Annotated in this window: 15 protein-coding genes; 6 read left to right on the top strand and 9 right to left on the bottom strand. The window is 61.5% G+C overall.

The window, feature by feature from the left end:
* Positions 1 to 4: 4 nt before the first annotated feature.
* Positions 5 to 676, top strand: a complete 672-nt coding sequence (mupP, locus tag V3W40_RS00245) for an N-acetylmuramic acid 6-phosphate phosphatase MupP (RefSeq protein ID WP_330214222.1) — start codon at positions 5 to 7, stop codon at positions 674 to 676.
* Between the two features lie 104 nt (positions 677 to 780).
* Positions 781 to 1,521: a YciK family oxidoreductase gene (locus tag V3W40_RS00250; protein ID WP_074844546.1), complete on the top strand. Its 741-nt coding sequence runs from the start codon at positions 781 to 783 to the stop codon at positions 1,519 to 1,521.
* Positions 1,522 to 1,720: 199 nt separating this feature from the next.
* On the opposite strand, the gene V3W40_RS00255 is transcribed toward V3W40_RS00250, so the two are convergent.
* Genes V3W40_RS00255 through V3W40_RS00280 form a run of 6 tightly spaced genes read right to left on the bottom strand, consistent with a single transcriptional unit; the run spans position 1,721 to position 7,878 of the window.
* On the bottom strand, positions 1,721 to 3,235 hold the full coding sequence (locus tag V3W40_RS00255) for an ABC transporter substrate-binding protein (RefSeq protein WP_027604186.1): 1,515 nt from the start codon (positions 3,233 to 3,235) through the stop codon (positions 1,721 to 1,723).
* Positions 3,217 to 4,236: an ABC transporter ATP-binding protein gene (locus tag V3W40_RS00260; RefSeq protein ID WP_065928122.1), complete on the bottom strand. Its 1,020-nt coding sequence runs from the start codon at positions 4,234 to 4,236 to the stop codon at positions 3,217 to 3,219. Before V3W40_RS00260 ends, V3W40_RS00255 begins: the two co-directional genes overlap by 19 nt.
* Positions 4,233 to 5,189 (bottom strand): ABC transporter ATP-binding protein, encoded by a 957-nt coding sequence (locus V3W40_RS00265; protein ID WP_330214223.1) that lies wholly within the window; start codon positions 5,187 to 5,189, stop codon positions 4,233 to 4,235. Before V3W40_RS00265 ends, V3W40_RS00260 begins: the two co-directional genes overlap by 4 nt.
* A complete protein-coding gene (locus V3W40_RS00270; RefSeq protein ID WP_065928124.1) occupies positions 5,186 to 6,043 on the bottom strand; it encodes an ABC transporter permease in 858 nt (285 codons plus the stop codon). Before V3W40_RS00270 ends, V3W40_RS00265 begins: the two co-directional genes overlap by 4 nt.
* On the bottom strand, positions 6,040 to 6,987 hold the full coding sequence (locus tag V3W40_RS00275; protein WP_027604190.1) for an ABC transporter permease: 948 nt from the start codon (positions 6,985 to 6,987) through the stop codon (positions 6,040 to 6,042). Before V3W40_RS00275 ends, V3W40_RS00270 begins: the two co-directional genes overlap by 4 nt.
* 3 nt (positions 6,988 to 6,990) lie before the next feature.
* A complete protein-coding gene (locus V3W40_RS00280) occupies positions 6,991 to 7,878 on the bottom strand; it encodes a proline iminopeptidase-family hydrolase (protein ID WP_027604191.1) in 888 nt (295 codons plus the stop codon).
* Between the two features lie 183 nt (positions 7,879 to 8,061).
* Here V3W40_RS00280 and V3W40_RS00285 point away from each other — a divergent pair, with 183 nt between their 5' ends.
* Entirely contained in the window at positions 8,062 to 8,826 is a 765-nt protein-coding gene (locus tag V3W40_RS00285; protein ID WP_330214546.1) for a LuxR family transcriptional regulator, read from the top strand.
* Between the two features lie 92 nt (positions 8,827 to 8,918).
* Positions 8,919 to 9,851 (top strand): proline iminopeptidase-family hydrolase, encoded by a 933-nt coding sequence (locus V3W40_RS00290; protein ID WP_065928127.1) that lies wholly within the window; start codon positions 8,919 to 8,921, stop codon positions 9,849 to 9,851.
* Positions 9,852 to 9,981: 130 nt separating this feature from the next.
* On the opposite strand, the gene V3W40_RS00295 is transcribed toward V3W40_RS00290, so the two are convergent.
* Positions 9,982 to 11,484, bottom strand: a complete 1,503-nt coding sequence (locus V3W40_RS00295) for a nucleobase:cation symporter-2 family protein (protein ID WP_074844531.1) — start codon at positions 11,482 to 11,484, stop codon at positions 9,982 to 9,984.
* Positions 11,485 to 11,643: 159 nt separating this feature from the next.
* Here V3W40_RS00295 and V3W40_RS00300 point away from each other — a divergent pair, with 159 nt between their 5' ends.
* Positions 11,644 to 12,477, top strand: coding sequence for a nucleoside-binding protein (locus tag V3W40_RS00300; protein ID WP_330214224.1), 834 nt, complete (start codon positions 11,644 to 11,646; stop codon positions 12,475 to 12,477).
* Here the strand turns inward: V3W40_RS00300 and punC are convergent.
* Positions 12,474 to 13,658, bottom strand: coding sequence for a purine nucleoside transporter PunC (punC, locus tag V3W40_RS00305; protein ID WP_330214225.1), 1,185 nt, complete (start codon positions 13,656 to 13,658; stop codon positions 12,474 to 12,476). The two genes, V3W40_RS00300 and punC, sit on opposite strands and share 4 nt — an antisense overlap.
* A 122-nt stretch (positions 13,659 to 13,780) precedes the next feature.
* Between punC and punR the strand changes: the two genes are divergently transcribed.
* The gene (gene punR / locus V3W40_RS00310) at positions 13,781 to 14,710 is read left to right on the top strand and encodes a DNA-binding transcriptional activator PunR (protein ID WP_330214226.1); all 930 of its coding nucleotides are present in this window, start codon (positions 13,781 to 13,783) and stop codon (positions 14,708 to 14,710) included.
* An 86-nt stretch (positions 14,711 to 14,796) separates the two neighbouring features.
* Here punR and V3W40_RS00315 read toward each other — a convergent pair whose 3' ends face one another.
* Complete coding sequence (locus V3W40_RS00315) at positions 14,797 to 15,966, bottom strand: aspartate aminotransferase family protein (protein WP_330214227.1); 1,170 nt, start codon at positions 15,964 to 15,966, stop codon at positions 14,797 to 14,799.
* Positions 15,967 to 16,022: the final 56 nt, after the last annotated feature.

Consider the following 16,022-nt stretch of genomic DNA (forward strand, 5'->3'; position numbering starts at 1 on the left):
GCCTGTGAAGTTGCGAGCGGTTCTCTTCGACATGGACGGTACCCTGCTGGACACTGCGCCGGACTTTATCGCCATCTGCCAGGCGATGCGCGCCGACCGCGACCTGCCACCGATCAACCCACAGCATATCCGCGATGAAATCTCCGGCGGTGCGCGGGCGATGGTGGCCGTGACCTTCTCGATGGACCCGGAATCCCCCGGCTTTGAAGAGTTGCGCCTGGAATTCCTCGAGCGTTACCTGAAGGGTTGTGCGGTCCACAGCACACTGTTCGATGGCATGGCCGAGCTTCTGGAGGACATCGAGAAGGCCAAGCTGATCTGGGGCGTGGTCACCAACAAGCCACTGCGCTTTGCCGAGCCAATCATGCAGCAGTTGGGCCTGGCCGAGCGTTCGGCCCTGCTGATCTGCCCGGACCACGTGAAAAACAGCAAGCCGGACCCGGAGCCGATGATCCTGGCGTGCAAGATGCTCGGCCTGGACCCGGCCAGCGTGCTGTTCGTGGGCGATGACCTGCGCGACATCGAGTCCGGCCGCGACGCCGGCACCCGCACGGCGGCGGTCACCTATGGCTATATCCACCCGGATGACAACCCACGCCACTGGGGCGCGGATGTGGTGGTGGATCATCCACTGGAACTGCGCAAGGTGCTGGATAACGCGCTGTGCAGTTGCTGATGGCTCACCAACCCATCTGACCTATGAAGATCCCCCTCCCACAGGGGATCTCCACCGGTCTCAAGTTTGGTGCTGAAACATGTTGAACTCTGTCGAGGCTTTTTATGTTTGATTACTCTGCACGTCCAGAACTGCTCAAAGGCCGGGTGATCCTGGTGACCGGCGCCGGTCGCGGCATTGGCGCGGCGGCGGCGAAAACCTACGCCGCCCATGGCGCGACCGTGCTGTTGCTGGGCAAGACCGAAGCCAACCTGGCCCAGGTGTATGACGAGATCGAAGCGGCCGGCCACCCGCAGCCGGTGGTGATCCCCTTCAACCTGGAGACCGCCCTGCCCCATCAATACGATGAGCTGGCAGCGATGATCGAAAAAGAATTCGGCCACCTCGATGGCCTGCTGCACAACGCCTCGATCATCGGCCCACGTACGCCGATCGAGCAGTTGTCCGGCGAGAACTTCATGCGGGTGATGCACATCAACGTCAATGCGATGTTCATGCTCACCAGCACGTTGTTGCCACTGCTCAAGCTGTCCCAGGATGCGTCGGTGGTGTTCACCTCCAGCAGCGTCGGGCGCAAGGGCCGGGCATATTGGGGCGCTTATGGGGTGTCGAAATTCGCCACTGAAGGCTTGATGCAGACCCTGGCGGATGAGCTCGAAGACGTGGCTGCAGTAAGGGCCAACAGCATCAACCCGGGCGGCACGCGCACCAGCATGCGGGCCCAGGCATATCCAGGGGAGAACCCGATGGAAAGGCCGGCACCGGAAGAGATCATGCCGGTGTACCTGTACCTGATGGGGCCGGACAGTACCGGCATCAATGGGCAGGCGTTTGACGCGCAGTAATCCCTGACACCCTACCCGCTGTGGGAGTTGGCTTTTGTGGTGAGCGGGCTTGCCCCGCGCCGGGCTGCGAAGCGGCCCCAAAACCTGCCAACGTAATCTCTCTGTCAGATCGCGCTGGCTGAACTGTGGGGCTGCTTCGCAGCCCAGCGCGGGGCAAGCCCGCTCACCACAGGTCTCTTCCCACATTGGGTTTACTTATTTAGTTCTTCACCACTTCCTCAAGGGTGAAGCGCCCCAGCGGATTTTGCAGGAAGTTGCTCACATTCTTGCGTGAGATGTTGATGTACGGGCTGTAGTACAGGTCGATCCAGTTCACATCCTGTTTCGCCAGTTTCTGTAGTTCGACATACATCTGCTCACGCTTGACCGGGTCGGCCTCGATGCGCGCCGCCGCCACCAGTTCCTTGACCTTGTCGTTCTTGTAGCGGGTCATGTAGTTCTGGTTGGTGTCGTGGCCGAGCACGAAGGTGGTCTTCTGGTCCGGGTCGAGGATGTCGTTGGTCCAGTACATCACCGAAATATCGTACTCACCGTCCACCAGCATCTGCCAGCTTTGGGTCGGGTCGACCTTCTGCAGGTTGGCGGTCACGCCGACCTTGGCCAACTGGTCCTTGATGATCACCGCGATCTGCTCGTCGGCTTCGTTGCCGGCGTTGACCACATAGTTGAGCTTCAAGTCCTTCGCGCCAGCCTTTTCCAACAGTTTCTTGGCGGCGGTCGGGTCATACGGGCGTTGCAGGTTGTTGGCGTAGTGGAACAACGAGCCTTTCGGGATGTAGGAATAGGCCACCGTGCCCTGACCGTAGGTCGCGGTTTTCACCAGAGACTGTTTGTCGATGGCCATGTCCAGCGCCTCGCGTACTTCCTGCTTGGCCAGCAGACCGTGGGCGTGGTTGATCAGCAGGTGATCTTCACGGGTGGACGGGTCGGAGTGGATCACCACGTTCTTGTCTTTCTTCAGCTCTTCAACCCGGGAAAACGGTACGAAGATCGCCGTGTCCAGCTCGTTGTTCTGCACCATGCGCATCCGCGTATTGTCGTCGGTCACGGAGACCCACTCCACGCCATCCAGGCTGACCTTCTTGGCCTGCCAGAAGTTCGGGTTCTTCTTCAGGATGACCCGGTCGCCCTTGCGCCATTCGTCTACGGTAAACGCGCCGGAGGTCACCGGATTCTCGGAATAGGCGTCTTCCCCCATTTTGGTCATGGCTTTTTCCGACAGGATCGAGACCGTCGGCGAGGCCAGTTGCGACAGGAAGGCGACCGCCGGAGTCTTCAGTGTGACAACCAGGGTTTTCGAGTCCGTCGCTTTGGCGGTGTCGATCAGGTTGAAGGGATCAGCCCACAACGAAGCCTTGTTATCGCGGATGCGCAACAGGCTGAACGCTGCATCCTCGGCGGTGATCGCCGAGCCATCGGAGAACTTCGCATCGCGCAGCTTGAAGGTGTAGGTCAGGCCGTCCTTGGAAATATCCCAGCTTTCAGCCAGGCCCGGCTCCATCTTGGTGCCCAGGTTGTCCACGCGTACCAGGGTGTCGTAGACGTTGGCAAATACCCAGGTATCGCGGTTTTGCGCGCTTTTGATCGGGTCGAACGTGGTGCTGTCTTCACGGCAGCCGATGGTCAGGACGCCGGCGGCTTGCGCCAATCCGGCAGTGAGGGACCACGCGGTCAACGTAGCAGCGGCGAGCAACTTCAAGTGGCGCGATTGCATGTCATAACTCCTTGTTCATGATGGGCAGGTAGGGTCAACGGTTCTTCAAGCACGCAACTGTATCGATGCTCGTGCAGGGAATGGGTAGGCGGCAATACCACGGAACACATCGTCCGGGCGTACCGGCAACGCGGGTGGAAGGCACAGCCCGTAGGCAAATTCAGCGGGCTCGGCGGCTCGCCAGGCAACGGCTGCGTCGGCAAGGGCCGGTGCGGATCGATCTCCGGAATCGCCTCGATCAACGCCGCCGTATACGGATGGCGCGGCGAGGTGAAGACCGCTTCCACCGGCCCTTCCTCGACGATCTTGCCCAGGTACATCACCGCCACGCGGTCGCACAGGCGCCGCACGATGGCCAAATCGTGGGCGATAAACAGGATCGCCAGGTTCATGCGCTGTTGCAGTTCCAACAGCAGGTTGATGATCTGGCCCTGGATCGATACATCCAGGGCCGCCACGCATTCATCGGCGATGATCAAGCGCGGCTCCACCGCCAGCGCCCGGGCAATACCGACACGCTGGCATTGGCCACCACTGAGGGCGCCGGGTTTGCGACTGGCCAGTTCGGGGCGCAGGCCGACCAGGTCAAGCAGTTCGTTGACGCGAGCCGGGATACGCTCTGCCGGGACTTTGCGCTGCACCCGCAACACCTCGGCGATGGTTTCGCCGATGGTGTGGCGCGGGTTCAACGCGGCGTAGGGATCCTGGAAGATCATCGCCGTTTCCTGGCGCAGGCGCACGATGTCGATCGCGCTGCCATGGGCCATGTCGATGCCATCGAACAGCACCTGCCCGGCACTGATCGGGTTGAGGTGCAGGATCGCGCGGCCCAGGGTGCTTTTGCCGCTGCCGGACTCCCCCACCAACCCCAGGGTTTCACCGGCTGCAAGGTTCAGCGACACACCGTTCACCGCCTTCACCCACTGCTTGTTCAGGCCGAACACCCCCGTGCCGGACGCGGCGAACCGCACCTCGAGGTTCTTGATCTGCAACAGGCTCATGGGCGTGCTCCCAACGGGTAGTGACAGGCCACGCGCGCGCCTTCGGGCAACCGTTCGGTGCACAACGCGCCGACCTGCGGGCAACGCGGGTTGAAGCGGCAGCCGTCGGGTAACGCATCGAGCAAGGGCGGCTGGCCGGGGATGGTACGCAGCAACCCAGGACCACTGCCGTGGGTCGGTTGGCAATCAATCAGGCCGGCTGTGTAGGGGTGTTGCGGATGGGCGAGCACGTCGTACTTGCTGCCGTGCTCGCACAGGCGCCCGGCGTACATCACGGCGATGGAATCACAGGTTTGCGCAACCACGCCGAGGTCGTGGGTGATCATGATGAGCGACAGGCCGCGCTGGTCACGCAGGTCCAGCAGCAGGCGCAGGATCTGCGCCTGCACGGTCACGTCCAACGCCGTGGTCGGCTCGTCGGCAATCAATACGTTCGGGTTGCAGCCCAGGGCCACGGCGATCATCGCGCGCTGGCGCATGCCACCGGAAAATTCATGGGGATAGTTGTCGACCCGTGCCTGGGGATCGGGAATGCCCACCTGGCGCAACACTTCGATGGCTTGTCGGCGCGCGTCTTTTTTCGACGCGCCCTGATGCAGGCGGATGCCTTCGGCGATCTGATCGCCGATGCGCATCAAGGGGTCGAGGTGGCTGCTGGGGTTCTGGAAGATCATGCCCAACTGCCCGCCACGCACCGCGCGCATGCCGGCGTCATCCAGTTGCAGCAGGTCCTGGCCCGCCAGGCGTACCGCACCGCCCTGCACGCGCAGGTTGGGCGACGGCAACAGGCGTATCAAGCCACGGCAGGCCATGGTCTTGCCCGAGCCGCTTTCACCCACCAGGCCGAGGATCTCGCCTTCGGCCAGGTCAAAGGACACGCGGTCGACCAAGGTCACATCGCGCCCGGCGTTGTTGGCGATCACGCTGAGGTCTTGCACCTGCAGCAGGCTCATGAGCGATCCCCCAGCACTTGCGCCACACCATCGGCCAGCAGGCTGAAGCCCATGGCCAGGGTCACGATGGCCAGCCCCGGAAAGGTGCAGATCCACCAGGCCGTGGTGATAAACGCCTGCCCTTCGGCAATCATCGTCCCCCACTCCGCCGTCGGCGGTTGCACGCCCAGGCCCAGGTAGCTCACGGCGGCACCGTTGAGCAGTACCAGCACCGCGTCAGACATGGAAAACACAATCGAGCCAAACATCGCATTCGGCAGCAAATGTCGGAACAGAATGCGCCCATGGCCAAAGCCCAGGCTCTTGGCCGCCAGGGCGAAGTCGCTTTCCTTGAGCACCAGGATCTGTGAGCGGATCAGCCGCGCATACGACACCCAGCCCACCAGCGCCATGGCGATATAAAAACTCTTCAGGCCCGGACCGAGGATAGCCATGATCGCCAGCATCAACACCAGGAACGGGAACGCCAGGATCACATCGATCACGCGCATGCAGAAACTGTCGAAGCGCCCGCCGATATAGCCGGAAACCGCGCCGACAAACGTGCCGATCATGAACGGGAAAATCACCCCGATAATGGCCAGTTGCAGATCGACGCGCGCGCCCCAGATCACCCTCGAAAGGATGTCTCGACCGTAGTTATCCGTGCCGAATGGATGGGCCAGGCTCGGCCCCAGCAAGCTGATGTCGGTGTTCTGCGCGATCGGGTCATAGGGCGCGATCCACGGCGCACACAGCGCCAGGACCAACCACACCAGCAGGATCAACAGCCCCCACGCGGCCGTCAGGCGGCCATTGCGAAAGCCAAACCGCAGACGCAGGCGCCATGGGGCAATCAGTGGACGGCTGCTCATTGCATTTTCACCCGAGGATCGAGGGCCACCGTGACCACGTCGGCGATAAAGTTGACCACCACCGTCGCACACGCCAGCACCATGGCCACGCCCTGCACCACCATGTAGTCGCGGGTAAAAATGCCGCGCACCAGCAACTGGCCGATGCCGGGAATGGCGAACAGGCTTTCGATCACGACGGTGCCGCTGATCAGCCAGCCAATATTCACCGCCAGCAGGTTGACCGCCGGCACCAGGGAATTGGGCAACACATGGCGACGGAACACCGCAGCTTCCGACAGCCCACGGGCCCGCGCGGCAGTGACGTGGTCGGCCTGCAGCTCCATCAACATGCTCGCCCGCAGGTTGCGGACCAGCACCGCCGACAGCGCCAGGGCGATGGTCAGGCACGGCAAGACCATATGGTGCGCCTTGTCCAGCCAGGTACGACCGTAGCCGGACACCGGGAACAGGCCCCATTGCACACTGAGCAGCAGGATCAGCATCAGGCCCAGCCAGAACGCCGGCATGCCCAGGCCCACGGTGGTGAACACGCGGATCAGGTTGTCCGCCCACCCGCCTTTATTGCGCGCCGCCCACGTCGCCAGCGGCACCGCAATCAGCAGTGCCAGCACCACACTGCCGAGCACCAGCACCAGGGTGGGTTCGATGCGGGTGACGATCAATTTCAAGGCGTCGACTTTGTACAGCAGTGATTGGCCGAGATCGCCCTTGAGCAGGTTCTTCAGGAAATAGAAATACTGCTGCCACAAAGGCTGGTCGAGGCCGTACTGGGCGCGGATTTTCAGCAAGGCGTCCGGCGTGCTGCGCGAGCCCAGCAGGGCCCGCGCCGGGTCGCCAGGAATCGAGCGCACCAGCACAAACGTGATCAGGCTAATGCCAAACAGTACCGGCAGCAATTGCAGCGGCCGGGACAGTACAAAACGGTAGCGCGCCAGGTTCATCGGTCAGCCTCGGTGGCGAGCGAGAAAGTCCAACAGTACCGGAAAATAAGCCTGTGGCTCTTCATAGAACGGCATATGGCTACTGTTGGGAAATACATGCAGTTCGGCGTGTCTGGCCGCCATCTTCATGCGCATGGCGCAGGCTGGGGTGAGTTCGTCGTGCTGGCCGGTGGTGATCAGGATCGGCATGTTGAAAGCGGCCATCTCGGGGATGCGGTTCCAGTCCTTGAGGTTGCCGACGTAGAGGAATTCGTTGGGACCCTGCATGGTTTCGTAGGGGCCCATGTTCCAGTCGCCGAGGGAGCGTTTGACCGGCTCGGGCCATTCGTCCAGGCGGCAGACATGGCGATAGTTGAGCAAGGTGATCGCGGCCTGGTACTGCGGGTGATCCAGGGTGCCCATGGCTTCGTGGCGTTGCATCATCGCCACGGTCTCACTGCCCAGCGCGCCGCGCAGGCGTTCGAGTTCTTGAGAAAGATGCGGGATGTCGCCGACGGTGTTCTCGAGGATCAGGCTTTTCAGCCTGTCGGGGTAATGGATGGCGTATTCGATGCCCAGCCAGCCGCCCCAGGAATGCCCGAGCAGGTGCACGCGGCCGAGGCCAAGGGCTTGGCGTACGGTTTCGACTTCTTCGACATAACGGCGGATTTCCCACAGGGAAACATCGGTCGGTCTGGCTGATGCGCCTGTGCCAAGCTGGTCGAATGCAACCACTCGCAGGTCATGGTCCTTGAGCCAGCCATGGGCGTCGCGCAAGTAGTCACACGGCAGGCCCGGCCCGCCGTTGAGACACAAGAGCACCTCATCGCCTTCGCCGAAGCTGTAGACCACGAGGTTGTGGCCATCGACTTGCACGTTGTACTGCTGGTCGGGGGCAATTTCACGCCACATGCATACATTCCTTGTGTTGTATCGGCCTGGCGGGCAGCGGCCGTTTATCAGGCCAACACTACCGAGGATGCCGCGCGTCCATAACCTGGTATTTCTTATAGGTTTGGCCTGGCAGTCCTTCGCCGGGGCGTGGCATTCTACTTGCAGGAAGTGGAGATTCAAATGAATTCGGGAGCAGAACGGATGCTGGCCAAGCTAACTGCCTTCAATCAACGTCTGATGCCGGGCAGGAGCCTGGATGAGCAGATGGACAACACTTTTATCCTCGCCCAGCAATTGGGCTTCGATGCACTGGTATACGACTACACCCCGGTGCCGATCGACCAGGATGGTGCATTGATCACCCCCTCGGTGCTGGAGCTGCGTAACACGCCGACCGATTGGCATGCGCTGTGGTGCAGCAAGGGTTTCTACCAGATCGACCCGGTGCAACACCTGGCTCTGCGCACGGTATCGCCGTTCGTGTGGTCCTACGAAGCCCAGGCTGACACGGCCCTGCAAACCATCATCGACCCCTGCCACGCCCCCGTTTCGTCCTACCTGCACGACCAGCAACTGACCTGCGGCGTCAGCGTGCCAATGCATCTGCCCCGTGGCGGCTTCGCGTCACTGACCGGCTTGCGCACTGGCAAAACGCCTGCCGTGCTGCAGGACGCGCAGCAGATCTTGTCGGACTTCAGCCTGATTTCCCACGCGTTGCAGGAAGCGGCCTACCCGCTGTTCGGCAAGGAGCTGCGCACCTACCCGCACATTCACCTGACCAAACGTGAACGCGAATGCCTCAAATGGGCCGCCGACGGCCTGACCGCCGCCGAAATCGCCACGCAACTGAGCCGCTCACTGGCCGTCGTCACCCTGCACCTGGCCTCGGCGATGCACAAACTGGGCGCCAAGAACCGTGTGCAGGCGGTGGTCCGCGCCACCCATTACCGCCTGCTGGAAGACTGATCCACCGGCAAAACCTAGCTGTTTTGCTAGTTACCTAAATCTCGTCCGCAGACTATCGTGTCCCTGATCATTTTTTCAGGGCAGGGCAGGAAATGGACTTCATCGAAAAAATCCGCGAAGGGTATGCCGCGTTTGGCGACTACCAGACCTGGTACCGTGTCACTGGCGACCTGGCCAGCGGCCGCACGCCGCTGGTGGTCATCCACGGCGGCCCGGGCTGCACCCATGATTATGTCGACGCGTTCAAGGACGTCGCGGCCAGCGGTCATGCGGTCATCCACTACGACCAACTGGGCAACGGCCGCTCCACGCACTTGCCTGAGAAAGACCCGTCCTTCTGGACCGTCGATCTGTTCCTTAAAGAACTGGACAACCTGCTGGACCACCTGCAGATCAGCGATAACTACGCGATCCTTGGTCAGTCCTGGGGCGGCATGCTCGGCAGCGAGCACGCAATCCTGCAACCCAAGGGCCTGCGTGCGTTTATCCCAGCCAACTCACCGACCTGCATGCGAACCTGGGTCAGCGAAGCCAACCGCCTGCGCAAGCTGCTGCCCCAAGGCGTGCATGAAACCCTGCTCAAGCATGAAGCCGCCGGCACCTACCTCGACCCGGAATACCTCGCCGCCTCGCGGGTGTTCTATGACCAGCATGTGTGCCGGGTGAACCCATGGCCGGAAGAAGTGGCGCGCACCTTCGCCCAGGTCGACTCGGACCCCACGGTGTATCACGCCATGAGCGGCCCGACCGAGTTCCACGTGATCGGCAGCCTGAAGGACTGGAAATCCATTGGCCGCCTGTCGGCGATCAAGGTGCCGACCCTGGTGATTTCCGGCCGGCATGACGAGGCCACGCCACTGGTGGTCAAGCCGTTCCTGGATGAGATCGCGGATGTGCGCTGGGCGCTGTTCGAAGACTCCAGCCACATGCCCCACGTGGAAGAACGCCAGGCGTGCATGGGCACCGTGGTGAAGTTTCTGGATGAGGCGTGCTCTGTTCCGCACACAGTCCGCAAGGCTGGTTGAGTTCCAAATGTGGAAGGGGCGGTGCGACGATTCGACTTGCTCCCGATAGCAGAGTGTCAGCCACTGTATTTGTGACTGACCCACCGCTATCGGGAGCAAGTCGAATCGTCGCACCGCCCCTCCCACATTTTCAGACCTCTGTGGTTTCTGCGTGTGCGGCTTTCCTTGGCTCCTGCGCCACCAATGGAATTTCCTTGCCCTCGGCATCAAATAACTTGCCACCCCTGAAATAGTCCCCATCACGCAACGCCGCTACGTCGTGGAAACACAAACTGCGCTCAGTCCCCGCTACAAACACCGACTGCTGGTCCGAATTGCCTACGGTGAAATGGTTGAACGCCAGGTTCAGCAGGATCGCCATGATCGCCGACGAACTGATACCCGAATGGAAAATGGTCGCGAACCAGCTGGGGAACTGGTCGTAGAAACTCGGTGCGGCAATCGGGATCATGCCAAACCCGATGGACGTGGCGACGATGATCAGGTTCATGTTGTTGCGGTAATCCACCTTGGACAAGGTGCGAATACCACTGGCCGCCACGGTACCGAACAGCACAATCCCGGCACCGCCCAGTACCGAGGTCGGCACCGCCGCGATCACCCGCCCCATAAATGGCAGCAATCCGAGGATTACCAGGAACAAGCCGCCGGTTGCCACCACAAAACGACTCTTCACTCCGGTCACCGCCACCAGGCCAACGTTCTGGGCGAAGGCACTCTGGGTGAACGAACCGAAGATCGGCGCGAACATGCTCGACAGCATATCGGCGCGCAGGCCGTTACCCAGGCGCTTGGAGTCGACCTTGGTATCGATGATTTCCCCCACCGCCAGGATGTCGGCCGAGGTTTCCACCAGTGTCACCATCACCACGATGCACATGGAAATGATCGCCGCGATGTGAAAGGTCGGCATACCGAAATGGAACGGCGCAGGGAAACCGAACATGGGCCCCTGGCTGACCCCGGAAAAATCCGCCATGCCGAGGAACACCGCGATCACCGTGCCGATCACCATCGCCAGCAGGATCGACAGGCGCGAGATGGTCGCGCTGCCGATCTTGCTCAATAGCAGCACCAGCACCAGGGTCAACGCCGCCAGGCCGATATTGGGCATGCTGCCGAAATCCGCCGCGCGGCTGTTACCGCCCATGGCCCAGCGCGCCGCCACGGGCATCAGGGTCAGGCCGATTGTGGTGATCACAATACCGGTCACCAACGGCGGGAAAAACTGGGTGATCCGCGAGAACACCGGGGTGATCAACAGCCCGATAAACGACGCGGCCATCACCGCGCCGAGAATCGCCGGTACCCCGCCGGCGCCATCGCTGCCGACAATCGCCACCATGGTTGCCACACCGGCAAACGACACACCCTGCACCAACGGCAACTGACAGCCAAAGAACGGCAGGCCAAGGGTTTGCAACAGGGTGGCAAGGCCACCGGCAAACAGCGACGCGGCGATCAACAGGCCGATATCCGCCGGTGACAACCCGGCCGCCTGGCCCACGATCAACGGTACCGCGACGATGCCGCCGTACATGGTGAGCACATGCTGCAGGCCGTAAGCCATGTTGGCGGCGACGCCTAGATTCTCATCTTCCGGCCGCTGCGGTGACGCCTTCGGGATAGTCATGGTGAGGGGTTCTCTGTTTTTGTTGTGGTGACACTGTATGCAATGTTTAGACTGGATGTCCATAGAGTTGTATACAATCACTCGAACAAGATACCCTCCATCGGCGTTACAAAAACAATCTGGCCGTGATGAGCCAGAACGCCAAAGGACACAGAAACCATGAAAAAGGCATTACAGGGAGCCACCGTTGCACTCACCCTCCTCGGCGGCGGGGAGGCCGTCGCGGTGGAATGGATGAACAACAGCGTAGGTTTTCGCTATGGCCAGCAGTTCACCAATCCAAATAACCCCGACGAATTCAGCAAGCGCATCTACAGCGTTACCCACGCCAGCGGCTACCGGTATGGCAGCAACTTCCTGAACCTGGACGTGTTCCTGTCCGACAGCCGCGACCCGCGCAAGGGCACCGACCACGGTGGCAGCGAGGTGTACGCGGTGTACCGGCATCAGTTGTATGCGTCACGGGTGCTGGATGTGCCACTGGGCACCGGGCTGATCAAGGATTACGCGCTGACCCTGGGCTTTGATGCCAACCGCAACAACAACGTCGCGTCGGCGAAAAAACGCGCACTGGTGCTCGGCCCGACATTGAAGTTCAACACCGTGGGCGTGCTGGACCTGAGCCTTCTGTACTACAAGGAGCGCAACCACACCGGCATCCCCGGTACACGGGAGTCGAACCACACGTTTGACGACACCTACATGCTCAACCTGACGTGGATGCGCCCTTTCGAGATCGCCAACCATGCGGCGAAATTCCAGGGCTTTGTGAACTACGTCGGGGAAAAAGGCGCGGACTACCATGGCCGTGACACGGCACCGGAAACCCTGATGCGCAGCGCGCTGATGGTCGCGGTGCGACCGGGCAAGAGCGTGAAGCCGAACCTGTACCTCGGGGTGGGTTACGAGTACTGGCACAACAAGTTCGGCGTGGACGGCGGCCGGGGCAGCCGTACGTCAACGCCGACGGTGAACATGGAAGTGACGTTCTAGGCGGCGGCCAGTTCCGACTTGTCTGCTTTCGGCCGCGCCAGCCAATAGCCCAAGACGGCCAAGGGCGCGGTCGCCAGCATCACTATCACAGTAATCAGCAACGGCTGTTCGATCATCGACGACACCAACAGGCTGCTGAGAAAGCACAGACCCAATTGCAGGGTGTTTTGCAGTGCCGCCGCCTTGCCGGAATGTTCTGCAAACGGCATCAGCGCATTCGCCACCACGATCGGGTAGCTGGCGCCGTTGACCAGCGCCATCAGGCAGAACGGAATCAGCAAGGTGGTGAGCGTCGGCACGGTCAAAGTGGCGACCAGATACAGCGCCAGCATGCTGATGCAATAGGCCAGCAGCAACCACGGCAACAGCGTCTTGCCCTGGAAACGCTGCAAAGCGCTACGGCAACTGTAGCCACCCACCAGAAACGCCAATGTCGGCAGCACGTAGCTCAGGCCGATGTCATTCGGGCTATAGCCCATGTCGCCGAGGATGAAGGGTGAAGCGGTCAGCCAGGCGAAGAAACTGGCCGAGCAGGCGGCGAAGATCATCACATTGCCGGTAAACATCCGGGAGGTGAGCAACTGCCAATAGCCAAGGCGCGAAGGTTCACCTTCCCGTGTCTGAGGTTTCGGCACGGAGCGTAGGAACAACGTCGGCAGCAACAACAGCAACGACACGCCCAGCAATACGCCGAAGATGGCTTGCCAACCGAAGTGGTTCAGCACCATCGCGCCCAGCAGCGGCGCCAGCGCCGGTGACAACGACATCAACGGCATGATGCTGGCGAACACACGGTGGGCCTTGTCGGCCGGGTAGCGGTCGATCACCAGCGCCTGCCAGCTCACGGCCGCAGAACACACGCCAATCGCCTGCATAAAGCGCAAGGCCAGCAACTGCGGCGCGGTCTCGACCCAAAACATCCCCGCGCAGCCCACCACAAACAGGCTCAAGCCTGCGAGCAGGATCGGCTTGCGCCCCAGGCGGTCGGACAACGGCCCCCACAGCAACTGCCCCACGGCAAAACCCGCGAGGAAGATGCTCAGGCTGGCGCCCACCGCGCCCGCACCAATCTGCAACTGCTCGCCCATGGCGCCGAACGCCGGCAAATACATGTCCATGGCGAGGTAACCGAGCATGCTCAGCCCCGCCAGATACCAGGTGAAACCAAAAGAATTTTTCATTGAAGCCTTGTTAATCCTGCCATCAAACTATTTGCTGACTGCCGCCCATTATGAGGCTGACAGTTTTGCTGTGAAGCGATAATAATTGGCGGCTGTTATCAATAATTTTGAAGGCAACCCTCATGTGGTCCGAATACTCCTTGGATGTCGTCGATGCGGTAGCGCGCCATGGCAGCTTCAGCGCCGCTGCCCAGGAATTGCACCGCGTGCCGTCAGCCATCAGTTATACCGTACGCCAACTTGAAGAGTGGCTGGCGGTACCGCTGTTTGTGCGCCGGCATCGTGATGTGGAACTGACACCCGCCGGCCGCCTGTTTATCGACGAGGCCCGCGGGGTAATGAAAAAAATGCTCGGCACACGGCGCCTGTGCCAGCAGGTGGCCAATGGCTGGAGTGGCCAGTTAAAGGTCGCGGTGGATTCCATCGTCAAACCCCAGCGCTGCCGACAGTTGGTGCTGGATTTCTATCGACAGTTTCCCGAGGTGGAATTGCTGCTGGAATACGAGGTGTACAACGGTGTGTGGGATGCCCTGGCGGATGAGCGCACCGATATTGTCATCGGTGCCACCAGCGCCGTGCCAGTGGCCAGTCACTTCACCTTTCGCGATATGGGCTTATTGAATTGGCTGTGCGTGGTCAGCGCACGGCACCCGTTGGCGGCCGTGGACGGGTTGCTCAATGACGACCAACTGCGCCCCTTCGCCTCGCTGTGCATGACCGACACCTCGCGCAACCTGCCCAAGCGCGACACCTGGACCCTGGATAACCAACGCCGGTTGGTAGTCCCCAACTGGGCCTCTGCCATCGATTGCCTGCGCGATGGCCTGTGCGTCGGCATGGCACCGGCGCATCAGGTATTGCCGTGGATCGAACGCGGTGAATTGGTGGCGCTGCAACTGACGCGCCCGTTCCCGGCCAGCCCATCGTGCGTGGCCTGGGCACAGAGCAAACTGTCCCCGGCCATGGTGTGGTTGCTGGAATACCTGGGGGATACCGAAACCATGAACCAGGAGTGGCTCAACGGTCCTGCCGTAGCAGCTGTCGAGCCCTAGCGAGGCTGCGTCAGACGCACTGCCGATTCAAGCCCGAGCCGCGACCGACGCAGCCTCGCCGAGGCTCGACAGTTGCGGTCAGGAATCTAGTTCAATAGCCGAGTGAGGGCCCGCACGATCATCTCCACCTCCTTGGCATCCAGGGTCAACGGCGGCAGCAGGCGAATGACCTTGCCCCGCGTCACGTTGATCAGCAGCCCATGCTCCTGGGCAGCACGCTGGGCCAGGTCGCGATAGGGGCTGGCCAACTCAACACCGATCATCAGGCCCTGCCCCCGAATCGCCAGCACCTGCGGATGCTCTTCCAATTCCATGCGTAACCGCGCCAGCAAGCGCTCGCCCTGTTGTGCAGCGTTCTGCAACAAGCCTTGCTCTTCGATAATGTCCAACACCGTGCAGCCCACCCGGCACGCCAGCGGGTTGCCGCCAAAGGTGCTGCCATGACTGCCCGGCGTGAAAAGTGCGGCTACCGCTGCCCTGGCCAGGCACGCACCGATGGGCACGCCATTGCCGAGGCCTTTGGCCAGGGTCATCACATCCGGGACAATGCCTTCATGCTGGAAGGCAAACCAGGCGCCGGTGCGGCCGATGCCGGTCTGGATTTCGTCGAGCATCATCAGCCAGCCGTGCCGTGTGCAGTGGTCACGCAGGGCTTGCAGGTAACCCCGCGGCGCTGGCAGTACACCACTTTCGCCCTGGATGGGCTCCAGCAAGACCGCCGCGATACGTGTGCCAAACGTCTGGGTGATTGCCTCGATCGCCGCCAGATCACCAAACCTGACCTTGAGAAAATGCCCCGGCAAACGTTGGAAACCCAAGCGCACCGAGGGTCCATCACTGGCCGCCATGGTACCCAGCGTACGACCATGAAAGGCATTCTCCATCACCACCACCAACGGCTCTTCGATGCCTTTTTTCCAGCCATGCAACCGCGCCAGTTTCAGCGCCGTCTCGTTGGCTTCGGCGCCGGAATTATTGAAGAAGGCACGGTCCAGGCCGGACAGCCGCGTCAGGCGCTGGGCCAGACGTTGTTGCCAGTCGATGCTGTAGAGGTTGGAGGTGTGCAACAACAGGCCGGCCTGCTCGCTGATGGCCGTCACCAGTTTCGGGTGGGAATGCCCGACGTTAGTCACCGCCACACCCGCCACTGCGTCCAGGTATTCGCGCCCCTGCTGGTCCCACAGGCGCGTGCCGAGGCCACGGGTGAAGCTCAGGGCCAGGGGTTGATAGGTGGTCATCAGGCAGGCGGCGGTCATGGTGGCGGACTCCAGTGCATCGTTGAGATAGCAACAGTATCGTTAGCCATCCCAGC

The organism is Pseudomonas sp. AM8, from assembly GCF_036346475.1.
Lineage (GTDB): Bacteria > Pseudomonadota > Gammaproteobacteria > Pseudomonadales > Pseudomonadaceae > Aquipseudomonas > Aquipseudomonas marginalis.